The organism is Pseudomonas baltica, assembly GCF_031880315.1.
Classification (GTDB): Bacteria; Pseudomonadota; Gammaproteobacteria; order Pseudomonadales; family Pseudomonadaceae; genus Aquipseudomonas.
In genome coordinates, this window is the sequence record NZ_CP134771.1 from 3462408 (window position 1) to 3475564 (window position 13157).

Annotated in this window: 13 protein-coding genes; 4 read left to right on the forward strand and 9 right to left on the reverse strand. The window is 62.4% G+C overall.

Annotated elements, in window-relative coordinates:
• Nucleotides 1–28: 28 nt before the first annotated feature.
• Entirely contained in the window at nt 29–1276 is a 1248-nt protein-coding gene (locus REH34_RS15405) for an MFS transporter (RefSeq protein WP_409373328.1), read from the reverse strand.
• Between the two features lie 158 nt (nt 1277–1434).
• Here REH34_RS15405 and REH34_RS15410 point away from each other — a divergent pair, with 158 nt between their 5' ends.
• Nucleotides 1435–1890: a helix-turn-helix domain-containing protein gene (locus REH34_RS15410; protein WP_311968336.1), complete on the forward strand. Its 456-nt coding sequence runs from the start codon at nt 1435–1437 to the stop codon at nt 1888–1890.
• Nucleotides 1891–2010: 120 nt separating this feature from the next.
• Nucleotides 2011–2592: a DedA family protein gene (locus REH34_RS15415; RefSeq protein ID WP_226503848.1), complete on the forward strand. Its 582-nt coding sequence runs from the start codon at nt 2011–2013 to the stop codon at nt 2590–2592.
• A gap of 60 nt (nt 2593–2652) precedes the next feature.
• Here REH34_RS15415 and REH34_RS15420 read toward each other — a convergent pair whose 3' ends face one another.
• From REH34_RS15420 to REH34_RS15430, 3 genes are all read right to left on the reverse strand, one after another.
• A complete protein-coding gene (locus REH34_RS15420) occupies nt 2653–3504 on the reverse strand; it encodes a DUF1989 domain-containing protein (protein ID WP_226503849.1) in 852 nt (283 codons plus the stop codon).
• Between the two features lie 15 nt (nt 3505–3519).
• Nucleotides 3520–4185 carry a GntR family transcriptional regulator gene (locus REH34_RS15425; protein WP_226503850.1) on the reverse strand — a complete coding sequence of 222 codons (666 nt, stop codon included), beginning with the start codon at nt 4183–4185 and terminating at the stop codon, nt 3520–3522.
• Nucleotides 4186–4308: 123 nt separating this feature from the next.
• Nucleotides 4309–5298: a tape measure protein gene (locus REH34_RS15430; protein WP_311968337.1), complete on the reverse strand. Its 990-nt coding sequence runs from the start codon at nt 5296–5298 to the stop codon at nt 4309–4311.
• Between the two features lie 289 nt (nt 5299–5587).
• On the opposite strand from REH34_RS15430, the gene REH34_RS15435 reads away from it, so the two are divergent.
• On the forward strand, nt 5588–7093 hold the full coding sequence (locus tag REH34_RS15435) for a helix-turn-helix transcriptional regulator (RefSeq protein WP_311968338.1): 1506 nt from the start codon (nt 5588–5590) through the stop codon (nt 7091–7093).
• On the opposite strand, the gene REH34_RS15440 is transcribed toward REH34_RS15435, so the two are convergent.
• The 5 genes from REH34_RS15440 to argC all read right to left on the reverse strand — a co-directional run bounded on the left by REH34_RS15440 (nt 7090) and on the right by argC (nt 12142).
• A complete protein-coding gene (locus REH34_RS15440; protein WP_311968339.1) occupies nt 7090–7941 on the reverse strand; it encodes a TauD/TfdA family dioxygenase in 852 nt (283 codons plus the stop codon). The two genes, REH34_RS15435 and REH34_RS15440, sit on opposite strands and share 4 nt — an antisense overlap.
• An 83-nt stretch (nt 7942–8024) precedes the next feature.
• Nucleotides 8025–8996 (reverse strand): ABC transporter substrate-binding protein, encoded by a 972-nt coding sequence (locus tag REH34_RS15445; protein ID WP_409373144.1) that lies wholly within the window; start codon nt 8994–8996, stop codon nt 8025–8027.
• A gap of 5 nt (nt 8997–9001) precedes the next feature.
• Nucleotides 9002–9364 carry a ferredoxin family protein gene (locus REH34_RS15450; RefSeq protein WP_311968340.1) on the reverse strand — a complete coding sequence of 121 codons (363 nt, stop codon included), beginning with the start codon at nt 9362–9364 and terminating at the stop codon, nt 9002–9004.
• The gene (locus REH34_RS15455) at nt 9361–10950 is read right to left on the reverse strand and encodes an FAD-binding protein (RefSeq protein ID WP_311968341.1); all 1590 of its coding nucleotides are present in this window, start codon (nt 10948–10950) and stop codon (nt 9361–9363) included. Before REH34_RS15455 ends, REH34_RS15450 begins: the two co-directional genes overlap by 4 nt.
• A 256-nt stretch (nt 10951–11206) precedes the next feature.
• Complete coding sequence (gene argC / locus REH34_RS15460; RefSeq protein WP_311968342.1) at nt 11207–12142, reverse strand: N-acetyl-gamma-glutamyl-phosphate reductase; 936 nt, start codon at nt 12140–12142, stop codon at nt 11207–11209.
• 118 nt (nt 12143–12260) lie between these two features.
• Here argC and REH34_RS15465 point away from each other — a divergent pair, with 118 nt between their 5' ends.
• Nucleotides 12261–13148 carry a LysR family transcriptional regulator gene (locus REH34_RS15465; protein ID WP_311968343.1) on the forward strand — a complete coding sequence of 296 codons (888 nt, stop codon included), beginning with the start codon at nt 12261–12263 and terminating at the stop codon, nt 13146–13148.
• Nucleotides 13149–13157 lie beyond the last annotated feature (9 nt).

The window sequence follows — 13157 nt, forward strand, 5'->3', positions numbered from 1 at the left end:
ATCGCGAGAAATTTTTAATGCCAGAAAGTTATTTTGAAGTCAGTCCCAGGTAGATCCAGTAGAGCAGGGCGCCTGCGCTGATGGCGGCACCCAATATACAAACGGTGACCCAGCCAAAGTGTGCATAAGTATAAGTAGCGGCTATTGCACCCAGGCCACTGCCCACCGAATAGAAACACATGTAGGCGCCCACCAGTCGGCTTTGTGCATCGGGTCGTGCGGCGAAGATCAGGCTCTGATTGGTGACATGGACGGCCTGCACGGCGAAATCCAGTAACACCACACCCACTACCATGGCGAATAATGAGTGTTCAACGAACGCCGTAGGCAGCCAGGACAAGGTCAACAATACCAACGCGACGCCCGTGGTGCGGTTGCCGAGCCCTTGGTCAGCGAGCCGTCCGGCCCGCGCGGCTGCCAGAGCACCGGCTACACCGGCCAGTCCGAACAAACCAATCTGGGTGTGTGACAGCGACAACGGTGGCGCGCTGAGCGGCAGTACCATCGACGTCCATAACACGCTGAACGCGGCGAAAACCAGCAAGGCGAAGGTGCCCCGGACACGCAATGTGCGTTCGGTCAGGTACAACTGGAACACCGATCGCAGCAATTGCCAGTAGCTGCCTTTTGCCGGTGGCGGGGTGGAGGCCGGCATGGTGCGCATCAGCACCAGTGCCATGCCGATCATCAGGGCGGCCGAAACAAAATAAACACCGCGCCAGCCGGCCAGATCAGCCACTGCACCTGAGACGAAGCGGGCCAGTAGAATCCCAAGCACCACGCCACTGGTAACGGTGCCGACGGCTTCGCCACGCTGCTCGGGACTCGCCAGCGAGGCGGCGTAGGCAACCACCACTTGCACCACGACCGCCATCAGGCCCACGAGCACCATTGCGCCGAGCAACATGCCCCAATCCTGCGACAATCCAACTGCGCACAGGGCCAGAGCTGACAGCAGCATTTGTGTGAGGATAAGTTTCTTGCGATTGAGCAAATCCCCCAGCGGAACGACGAACAACAATCCGACGGCATAACCCGCTTGTGTGGCGGTCACTACGACACCAATCGTACCCGGCGAAACCGACAGGCTGGCAGCCATCGATTCCAGTAAAGGCTGAGCGAAGTAGACGTTTGCGACCGCCATGGCGCAGGTAATCGCAAAAAGGAAAGTCTGATAGCGACTGAGCTTGGAGCTATCCAGGGTTTGGGCCGCTTGAGTGCGCCCACCGCTGGATTTTTCGGCTTCAATGTCCATCTTTGCCGAAGCTTTAGACATTAACGGCATCACTCCATCCTTGGAAATTCGGTTTCGAAACAAAACCAAGTGGGTCGTTTTTTATCAAACGAAGTTGTGAATTACAACCACATGTGTAAAATATTTTCGTCTGACGTTAGAACTTTTTTCCTCCCTACTGCGCAGCGTTCAGGAGACCCATGGCCAAACAGCAATTACTGGCCCAGAGCGAATGCCCGGTCGCCCGCGCGCTCGAAGCAATCGGCGATCGTTGGGTGTTAATGATCATCCGCGACGCATTCGACGATGTACGCCGCTTCAGTGAATTTCAGAAACGTCTTGGTCTCGCCAGGAACATCCTCACGATCAAGCTCAAAATGCTCGTCGAGTTGGGCGTATTCAGTACCCAGCCCGCATCCGACGGCAGTGCCTACAAAGAATATGTTCTGACGGAAATGGGGCGCGCGGTGTTTCCCATCGTCGTCAGCATGCGTCAGTGGGGGGAGCGCTACTTGTTCAAAACAGGGGAGAGCTATTCGGTGCTGCTCGACAATGAATTGTCGAAGCCGGTAGAAACCATCGCGGTATGTTCCACGACGGGCAAGGTGCTGCACCCGGCCGATTGTCATCGGCGGGTCGTCAAGCGTAAGGGTTGACGCAAGTCGAAACGACTAGTCGACAGCGGCGGATTGCCGATTAGATTGGTCCGAATCGCTGCACCGAAAGTAGACCTTGTTGCCACGCTGTCCTAGCCTCCCCTCGATCCAGGAATGACCATGTTCGAACATCTTGACCTCAACGCGTTGATTGCCACCTACGGCTATTGGGTGATCTTCATAGGCTGCCTGCTGGAAGGCGAAACGGTTCTGATCCTCAGCGGTATGGCGGCGCACCAGGGCACCCTGCAATGGCCGCTTGTGATCGGCTGCGCCACCTTGGGCGGTATATTCGGCGATCAGTTGCTGTTCTGGACCGGACGTTATTCCGGAGAGCGTCTGCTGCCCAAACTCAAGCGTCATCAGGCTGCCATCGAACGGGTCGAGGGGCTTATCCAGCGCTACCCCACGACCTCTGTCTTCGCCGTTCGCTTCCTCTACGGCATGCGCCTGGTGGGGCCTATGGTGATAGGGGCAAGTGGCCTATCCCCCTGGCGTTTCGCCCTGATCAACATACTGGGTGCGGCGGTCTGGGCCACCCTGTTCGTCAGCGCCGGCTACTGGGCCGGCGAAGCATTACAGCATTTCTTTGGGGACCTGAAGCCCTATCGCCTGCCGATTTTCATCGCGGTGGTAGCACTGGTGGCCCTTGCGGCACTGGTCCGGTATTTGCGTCGCCGACGCAAGGCGTCCCACCCCTGAGGAAAGCGCTGCATCGGGCGCGAGGCAGCCATGTCGCCAGAGCGAGCGCAATCGTTGCGCCTACTTCTCCCACTCCGCCTTCGCAATCATCAACCCATGATTCCCCCTGTATGCCGCCCGTTCCGGCGACTTCCAGCCGCCCAGTAGCGCGGCGTCCAGGCGATAAACCTCCACCCCCAAAGGCCGGCACACGCTCAAAGGATCCTGCGCATCCGGCCCCCACATCGGCAGCGACAAATCCCCCCCTGGGCACGTCGACAGTGCGCACAACACATCGATCTCGGCAAAAAACTCCAGATAATCCCCCTGCTTGGCCGGGCAGGCTTTCATGAAGTACATATCGTCCGCGTTCAACCCGGTGCACTGAAAGATGTTCAGCACGTCATGCACATCGAACTCCGTCAGCCCATGAGGCAACACGGCACGCGTCAGGTTGGAATGGCAATGATGGTGGAAGTCCTCGCCGGTGAGCATGCGATTGACGTAGGGGTCGCAGCGAGTGCCCAGCAGGTCGTGCAGGCGGCCGCCGTGTTCGTCGATGCCGTAGTCGGCGAGGCTGTCGTCGGTGATGGTCAGCATCGGCCGCAGGAAGGGCAGGTTCGACCACAGGCGGTCATAGGTGCTGACATGGGCGCCTTGCAGCTGACGGGTACGCGCCGCCCACATGCGCTCGCGGGGGTCGTTGGCGTTCCACACGTTGAAGTCGCCCACCTGCGGGCCGATCGGGGTGGTGACGCGGAACACGTGGCCTGCCGGGACCTTCCAGGCGCGGCCAGTGCGGATAGGTACTTCGAACTGCTCGACCAGGGTGCGGTTGTCCTTGCTGTCGCGGATACGGTCGTAGAACGCTTTGTCGACCTGCAGGGCGCTGCCTTTGCTGACCTGGTAAGCGGCGGGATAGTCCTTGTACATGGTGAGTCCTCTCTTTCAGGGGCGGGGAGCGCTACGGAGGATATCCAGCAGCACGGATTCGGAGTCTTCGAGGTAACTGCTCAACGCGTGCTCGGCCTGCGCTTTGAGGCCGTTGCCCAGCAGGGCGTGAATGTGCCGGTCGCGTTCCAGCCAGGGCTTCTGAAAGCCTTCCTCGCTGGGCGCGTTGGCGAACACCAGGCGCATCTGTGCGGCGACCTTGGCGAAAAAATCGTCGAACAGCGCACTGCCCATCAGGCCGACGATGTGCTGGTGAAAATGCAGGCTGTGGGTGCCGAAGGCCTGCCAGTTCTCGCGTTCCTGGGCCAGTTGCGCGGCCTCGATGGCGTCGCCCATCAGGCTCCACTGGTAGTCGCTGAGCGGTTGGCTGGCCGCAACAGCCTGTAATTCCAGGGTGCGCCGCGCCTTGAAAAGGTCGCGCACATCGTCAACGCCCATGCGCCGCACCATCACGCCCTTGTTGCGCACATAGCTGGCCAGCCCCTCGCGACCGAGTTGGTGCAGGGCTTCGCGCACGGTATTGCGCGAGACGTTGTAGGCGTTGACCAGCTCGCTTTCGATCAGCGGCATGCCCGGTATCAGGCGGCCGCCGATGATGTCTTCGCGCAGCTCGATGGCCACCTGATCAGCCAGGGACAAGCGGGAGGGTTTGGATGTATTCACACGGATCTCTGACATTGTTCAACAATCGTCTTTCTACAATGAAGCGATAACCGTGCCACAGGTAATTGCAGACCAAAAAAAACCGGCCCGCACAGGCGGACCGGTTTATTCACAACTTCAATCTTACAGGGTAGCAACCACTACTCGAGGACGGGACGACAGTGCAAACCGCCCAACCCCGAAGCTGAGTGCGCCGCCGATCAGCAGCATGATCAAAGTGCCCCAGGCCGCTTTCGACAGGTTCTTCGCCGCTACGTCAGCTGCTTCGCGGGCTTGCTGCTCAGCTTGCTGCTTGAGCTCCTGGACCTTCGCGACCGCCTGTTGATAAGCCTGCGCGTAGTTATCCACAACCTGCTGCGCTTGCTCGTGGCTCTTGCCGGTGCGTGCGGCAACGATGTTGACCAGCGCATCCTTGTCTGCCGCATTCAGCGCAGGCTCACCGGATTTTTGCACGCGGTCGAACCACTGCTTGAGCTGATCGCCTGCTTGAGTAGGATCGTTCGACGCTTGCGCAGCCGATTGCTTGGCATCGGTGCTGGCCTGATCGGTTTTCTGCTCCAGCGTGGAAGGATCAAGCTCCGCCTTGCCCGACTGTTTCAGCGTGGTATCCAGTTGCGACTTCAAGCTGTCCCAATCCAGGCTGATGCCATTCTTGTCGAGCTGCTGCTTGATGCCTTGGCCCACGCCAGGCGCTGCTGCGGCGACGCCATCGGCTGCCAGCGACAAGCCTTTACCCGCGATGTTGCCGGCGGTGCCGACCAGGCTCCCAGCCAGGGATGCGAGCAACCAGGTGGTCAGCAGGGTAGTGACAGTCCAGCTCAACAGACCGTGCAGGCCACCGCGGTCGGGCGCCGTGCGACCTGCCACCCAGGCACCTACCGCCACGGAGATCAAGGTGCTGACAAACAACCAGATGCCAGCGCCCGTGCCAAAGCCGCGCAAGGGGTTGCCCTGCGCCATGGGGTCGACCGCGCTGGCGCCGATTGCAGTGCCGAGCACACTCAGTACCAGATAGGTAACCAGTGCGATGGCGCCCCCGGCAAAGACCGAACTCCAAGACACTCGGAAGGGCGAAACAGTGCTTACGGGAGCATTTACGTAGGGTGTAGTCATGGGCGATTCCTCAGGCATTAAGTACATTCAGCCGCTGCGCCAGGCGCGTCGTCTGGATAGCGAGACAACCCTGTCGGCGTCTCTGCCGTCTGGTGCGGCATGGATATCAGTCTGCCCGGGCCGCATGCTCGCTGTATTGGCGCATATGCACCCCTGCATCTGGTGCATTCGCACCGACCGCTCCATGCAGGGACTGCACTAAGCTGCAGGCATCCGGTCCGATAGGCAGGGATGCAAGGGCATCCCTCGGGGCTCGGTACCGATGCTGAAACGACCGGAGAATGAACCAATGAGCGAGGCCGTGCTTGCCAGAGAAACCAACCGCCGTCAGTTGCAGCAGATCATCTCGGGGTTGTCGGACGGCGTGATCCTGATCGAGGTCGACCAGACCATCATCTGGGCCAACGAGGCGGCTCTGCAGATGCATGGTGTCGAGGCCATCGGCGAGCTGGGCGCCAATGGCGACGAATACCGGGAGCGATTTGCCCTGCGCTATCGCAACAACCATCCATTGGACGTCGAGCAGCATCCCTTCAGTCGCGTCGCGGCCGGTGATGTCTTCAGCGATGTGATCGTTGAAGTCAGCCGAACAGGTGACGAGGACGAGCGCAGCCGCGTGCACCGGATTCGCAGCATGGTGCTGGAAGACAGCAAAGGCATGGCGGAGTCACTGGTATTGATCATCTCGGACGCAACCGAGTGGGCCAGTGCCGAGCAGCGTTTCGAAAAAACCTTCAATGCCAACCCAGCGCCGGCAGTCATCTGCCGCCTCAGCGACCTGCGGTTCATCAAGGTCAATCAGGGGTTTCTGGAGATGACCGGGCATTCGCGCGAGAACGTGATTGGCCGCTCGGTGTACGAAGTCGATGTACTCGAAAACGCCGAACGCAAGGACCTGGCCATCGAGCGGTTGACCCAAGGAGCAACGATTCCGCAGATGCAGGCCGAGCTGAAAATGCCCGACGGCGGCACCAAGCTGGTGATCGTGGCCGGGCAACCGCTGGACATGAACGAAGAGGACTGCATGTTGTTCTCGTTCACCGATCTGGAGCCCCGGCGCAAGGCCGAAACCGCGCTGCGCCAAAGCGAGGAGCGCTTCGCCAAGGCCTTTCGGTTGACCCCGGTGCCGACCCTGGTCTGCAGCGCCGATCGTCAGCAGGTGGTGGATGCCAACGAAGCCTTTCTCACGACCTTGGGATACACCGCCCAGGAATTGATCGGCAGGACCATCGCCGAGCTCGATTTCATCGAGGGCCCTGGGGTGACCAGCCAACTGTTCGACGTGCTGGAGAAGACCGGGCGTATCGACGGGCTGGATCTCAAATTGCGCAAAAAAGGCGACGAGACCCTCGATTGCGTGCTGGCGGCCGATACCGTCAGCATCCAGGACGCTGCGTGCTACCTGCTGGTGCTGGTGGACATCACCGAGCGCAAGCGTTCGGAGCGGGAGCTGGTCGAGGCGATCGAGACGGTCATGCAGGATGCGTCCTGGTTCAGCCAGACGCTGATCGAGAAGCTGGCAAATGCCAAAAGCGCCAGTAATCGGCAGTTGCCCAGTGCGTCCTTTACCGACCTCACCGCCCGTGAGCGCGATGTGCTGGGCTTGATCTGCGAAGGGCTGGCCGACAAGGAAATTGCTGCACGGCTCAACCTCGCCCTCAACACCGTGCGCAATCATGTGGCGACGGTCTATTCCAAACTTGACGTCCATAGTCGTAGCGCCGCCATCGTCTGGGCCCGGGAGCGGCATCTGTTTGCCGGGCAGCCCAAGGCGATGGCAAAGCGCGAGAATTAGGTGCGACGCACCCGATGCGGAATATCCGTATCGGCGATCAGCACCCGCTCCATTACCCGGTCGAAATCACCATAGTTGTAGACCGGGTAGTGCAGCAATGCGCGGTTATCCCAGAAGGCCACGGTGCCCGGCGTCCACTTGAAGCGCACCTGATACTCGGGGTTGCTGAACTCGCGCAGCAACTCGGCCACCAGCTCGCGGCTCTCTTCGACGGACCAGCCGATGAACTGCGGCGACATCGAGAAGTTGATGAACAGTGCGTCTTCGCCGGTCTCGGGATGGGTGCGCACCAGCGGGTGGGCGATGATCGGGTAGTCGTAGCCGACCTTGTCCAGCGATGACTTGAAGTTGTGGGTCACGAACAGATTGTCGATACGCGCCTTGAGCTCCTCGGACAGCCCGCGATACACCAGCCCGGCATCGGCCCACACCGTGTCGCCACCCAATTGCGGCAGCGATACCGCGCGCAGCACGGCGCCGTAGGTGGGTTTGAGCATCCAGCTGGTGTCGGTGTGCCAACGACCTTTGCGGGCATCGCCGTATGCCTCCTTGGCCTGGCTGGCGAGAATCAGGTGGGCCTGAGGCTTGGCGGTGTCTTCCTGTTGGGTGGTGGGGTGCACGTACAGCTCGCCGAACTGCGCCGCAAAGGCGATCTGCTGCGCGCTGTTGATGTGCTGGTCGCGAAAGAAGATGACCTTGTGCTTGAGCAGCAGCGCGTGGACTTCGTCGCGCTGCACGGGGGAGAGTGGTTTGCTCAGGTCGATGCCGCTGATCTCGGCGCCCAAGGTGGGCTCCAGCGTGGTGACCCTAAGGCTTTCGGTAATCGCGACTACGTTTTCTGCGGGCATGATGCCGTCCTCTTGTTGTTACCAGTCGAAGGAACACGCGCCCTGACGGTCACAGAGCGCGGTACGGAGCCCTTGCGGGCGAATCAGTTGGCCGCCGCGACCTTGCTCGGCAGTCCGCGCACGGCGTTGAAGCTCTTGTCGAAGCCCTTGGAAACGTCCACGGGGCGGTTCAGCACTTTTTCATCGAGGTAGATATCGGCGGTGGTCTGCAAGTTGGCGATCACGGCGTCGGTGATTTCTACGGGTTGGTATTGGGTCTCCTTGGCCGACGCCAGGTGCACCTCCACAGGCAGGCCGGTAACTTTGGCCTGAGCCTCGGCATACTCCTGTGGATGGCTGTTGACCCAGTTCCAGGCGCGGTCGACGCGTTTGACGAAGTCGTCGAGCTGCACGCGTTTGTCGGTGATGGCCTGGCTGGTGGCGGCCAGGTACGAGTTGTTGGTCAGCAGGTCGTTGCCTTTGCGCAGGATGCGCGCGCCATTCTGGGTGATTGCGATCGTGGTGTACGGGTCCCAGGTCGCCCAGGCATCGGCGTTGCCGCTTTCGAGGGCGGCGCGCGCGTCGGTGGGCAGCAGGTTGACGAAGGTCACGTCCGAGGTTTTCAGGCCGGCCTCGCGCAGTGCCTTGATCACCAGAAAGTGGCCGATCGAGCCGCGGTTGACGGTGATACGTTTGCCTTTGAGGTCGGCGACGGTCTTGAGGGATGAGTCCTTGCGCACCAGGATCGAGGTGGCGAAGCGCCCTTCGACATGGGTAATGCTGACGACCTTGAGCGGCGCACCGGCGCCGAGGGCGAACACGTAGGGCGCATCGCCCAGCGAGCCGACGTCCACCGCGCCGGCGTTGAGCGCCTCGCCCAACGGCGCGGCCGCAGCGAACTCGGAGAACTCGATGGGATAGGGCACGTCTTTCAGCTCGCCGGAAGCGCCGAGCAGTATCTTCAGCGAGGACTTCTGGTTGGCCACTCGCAAGGGTTCGAGGTCAGCGGCGTGGGTCACGGCGCTCAATAGCAGGCTGCTACTCATCAGGGTGGCAATCAGGGTGCGGATCAGCATGCGGGTCAGGCCTTGGTCGGGGGAGTTTGGTCACGGGCGAGGGCGAAGATGTCTTCCATGCGCCAGTGCTGATTGGCAAATCGGGGATCGTGCGCCCACTCATCCCAGCCCGAGTCGCGGCGGTACTGGCCGAGCAGGCCGCTGGCGCGAATGTGATCGGGGTCAACGGTGACCGCGTGTTCGCTGTCGGGGTGGACGAAAATCGCGTCGCTGGCGCAGTACAGCTCGCACATGAAGCAGGTCTGGCAATCGGCCTGGCGGGCGATGTGCGGTTTGCCGTCGGCGCCGATGGCAATCACGTCGCTGGGGCAGGCGGCAACGCAGCGGTTGCAGCCGTCGCAGAGGTCTTTGAGGATCAGCTCGATCACGCCGATACTCCCGCTTGTATGGGATCGCGGCGTACCCAGGGCGCATCGAGGCCGCCGCTGCGCAGGTGCAGGTCGAAGGCCTTCAGTTGCTGCGCAGCGTCGTCGCGCTGATGCATGCCACGGCTCTCGCGGCGCTCGAGGGCAGCGCTGTAGCACCAGCGCGCGGTGGCGAGCATCGCGGCGGTTTCGCGCCAGCGCAGCAGGCCGTTGGCATCGGCGCTGTGGCCGGGTTGGCGCAGGCGGTCCCAGGCGTTTTCCAGGCTGCCCAGAGAGCGCTGCAACTGTTCGCCATGGCGAAACAGGTTCTTGTCGTAGGGGTGCATTTCGTCCTGTACGGCGCGAATCAGTGCGCTGCTGTCGGTGCTTGTTTCGCCGATGGGCAGCAGGCCGACGCGGGCGGTGCCGTGGCTCTGCTGGCTGCGCGCCGGATGTGCCTGGGCATGACGCGCGGCGCCGCTGCCAGCCCACTGGCCGGTCGACAGGGCCCACGAAGAATTCACCGCGCCGCCACCGGAAATGCCTCCAGTGACGGCCTCCCGGCTGGCCGCATCACCGGCGGCGAACAGCCCGGGCAGACGGGTCTGGCATTGGCTGTCGACCAGGCGCAGGCCGCCGACGCCGCGGATGGTGCCTTCGGCGTGCAGCGTGACGGCGAACTTGTCGCGGTACGGATCGATGCCCAGACGGTCGAACGGCAGCATCACGTTTGGCTGCACGTAGGGCAACTGGGTACGGATAGCCTCGGGGATACGATCGAGTCGGCAGTACACCGGCCCTTCGAGCAGCGCCCGGGCCAGGGAATTATTGAAATCCGGCCCTTTGCTGATTGGCAGCTCGCGCCCGGCGGCATCGAAATAGCGGCCGAAGGAATAGACCATCGAGCGGGTCATGGTGCTGTTCGCCGGGGCCACGCAGTAGTAGCTGGAAAACTCCATGCCGGACAACTCGGCACCGGCTTCGACGCCCATCAGGTAACCGTCGCCGGTGTTGTTGCGGCTGCCCAGCAGACGTGAATGGAAGGCGCAGCCGCCGGTAGCGAGCACCACGGCCGGTGCGTGGACCTGCCATTCGCGGTGCTGCTGGCGCTGCCAGCCACGGGCGCCGGCGAGCTCGCCTTGATCATTTTTCAGCAGTTCCAGCGCCGGGCTGTGGTCGAGCAGGGTGACTCCCTGTTCCACCACCAGCTGGCGCATGGCGGCCATGTATTCGGGACCACGCAAGGCGCGGTACTGCTTTTCGCCGCGCTCGTTGCGGGGGAATCGGTAGAGGCGATCGAGGCTGGGCAGGGTTTGCCAGGTGGTTTCGAGAATCCCCGCCATCCAGCTGGCCTGGGCCAAGCCGCTGGCGCTGGCCAGGCGTTTGTCGATGGCCGCCTGGCGTTGTTCCGGCCGCACCCACCAATGCCCCGGACCGGCGGTAGCCGTCACGCCGCTGGTACCGCAGTAGCCTTTTTCGGCCAGCACCACCCGCGCGCCCTCACGGGCCGCCGCTACCGCCGCCCAAGCGCCAGCGAGGCCGCCACCAATGACGAGCACGTCGGCGTCGAACTGCGCGACGGCGCCATGGCGGTGAAGGGGAACGGTCATGCAGAGCTCCTGGTCGTGGTCGTTCGGGGACGGCCTCCACCAGGCAAGGGGTCGGTCTGCAGGGGACAGTAGCCCTCTGATTCGGTGCTGTGAAATTCTTTTTAGCGCTAAGCTAATTATGTACGTTGGTTATTTTGTAGATGGGGCATATCAGGTTTATTGATTTTATTTTGAGTCGCCCATCGTGCAATTACATTAAATCTCCGTGAGATGTACCGCGACGCCAATGGCGTTTCCGCCGCCATAAATGCTTTGCTTATCCCCCGTTAACCCCCAACATCAACTCCAGACTCTGCACCGCCGCCCCCGAGGCGCCCTTGCCGAGGTTGTCGAACACCGCCGTCAACAGCACCTGCCCCTGTGCATCGTTGCTGAACACCGCCAGGCGCAGATCGTTGGTACCGTTCAATGCCTGCGGGTCCAGCTGAGCCGTTGCGCTCGCGGGCTCCAGCGGGGCCACGTGCACATACCGGGATCCCTGATAGAAATCCTTCAATCGCTGATGCAGCTGCTGGGCCTGCACGCCGGCTGGCAGCAGGCGCGTCTGCAAGGCGATGGTCAGCACTATCCCCTGAGCGTAGGCGGCATAGGCCGGCACGAACACCGGGGCGAATGCCAGGCCGGCGTGACGTTGCATCTCGGGTACATGCTTGTGGGCCAGCTGCAGCCCGTACACCCGCAGCGCCGGGCCGGGGGCCACGCCGGGTGTTTCATACTGCTCGACACCGGCGCGACCGCTGCCAGAGTAGCCCGACACGGCATTCACAGTAATCGGATAGTCGGCCGGTACCAGCCCGGCGCTTACCAGTGGTCGCAGCAGGGCGATGGCGCCGGTCGGGTAGCAGCCGGGGTTGCTGACGCGCTTGGCATGGGCGATCAGGTCGGCCTGGCGCTCGTCCATTTCCGGGAAGCCGTACACCCAGCCGGCGGTGGTGCGGTGCGCGGAGCTGGCATCGATGACCTGCACAGTCGGGCTGACCACCGAAGCGACGACTTCACGGGCCGCGTCGTCCGGCAGGCAGAGGATGGCCACATCGGCGCTGTTGATCGCTTCGGCGCGGCGCTGCGGGTCCTTGCGCTCGGCATCGGGCAGGGTCAGCAGTTGGATATCACGGCGCCCTTGCAAACGTGCATGGATCTGCAGACCGGTAGTGCCTTGGTCGCCGTCGATGAAAACAATGGGCTGGGTCATGACGCTGTCTCGCGAGGAGCTGGGGATGCGCCATCATCGAACAGGATTCAGATAAAGAAAATTTGAATATAATGACGGTCGCGTTCACTTTTGCTGAACGATATTGCCGAGAAGCTCCATGCGTGAAATCAGTCTCGACCGCCTGCGCACCCTCGTGGTGATCGCCGAACTCGGCTCGTTCGCCAAGGCTGCCCGTGCCTTGAGCCTGGCGCCGCCCACGGTCAGCTTGCACATCGCCGACCTCGAGGCGCGTATCGGGGCGCCGCTGCTGTCGCGCAAACGCGGGCAGGTGCATCCCACGGCAATCGGCGAAACCCTGATCGAGCGGGCGCGACGCTTGTTGGACGATGCCTCCCAGGCACTCGACGACGTGCAGCGTCAGGTGCAGGGGCTGGCCGGTCGCGTGCGCTTGGGCGCCTCGACCGGAGCGCTGGCCTATCTGCTGCCCCAGGTGCTGGCGGTGCTGGGCAAGCGTCATCCGGGCATCGATGTGCAGGTAGCGGTGCTGACCTCCCAGCAATCGCTGGCGCGGCTGGTCGATGGCAGCCTGGACATCGGTTTGGTGGCCTTGCCCCAGGCCGCGGTGGGCGGACTTGAACTGCACCCCTGGCGCCGCGATCCGATCATGGCCTTTTTGCCGGCGCTCTGGGACGTTCCCGCCCGCGTTACGCCGGGCTGGCTGGCCAGCCGCGCGTTGATCCTCAACGATGTCACCACCCAGCTTTCCCGGGTTACGGGGGAATGGTTCGCCAGCGCCGGCCTGCAGCCGCAGGCGCGAATCCAGCTCAACTACAACGACGCGATCAAAAGCCTGGTGGCGGCGGGGTACGGCGCCACGCTGCTGCCCTTCGAGGCCCACTCCCCACAGCCGGACCCGCGCATGACCATGCGCCCGTTGCGCCCGGCCCTGTGGCGCGAGCTGGGCATCGCTCATCGTGCTGGCGCGGTGGAGCAAAGTACCCAGTACGTGCTGGATGTGCTGGGCGAGATGGTGGTCAGCGCCTGACTCTGTAGA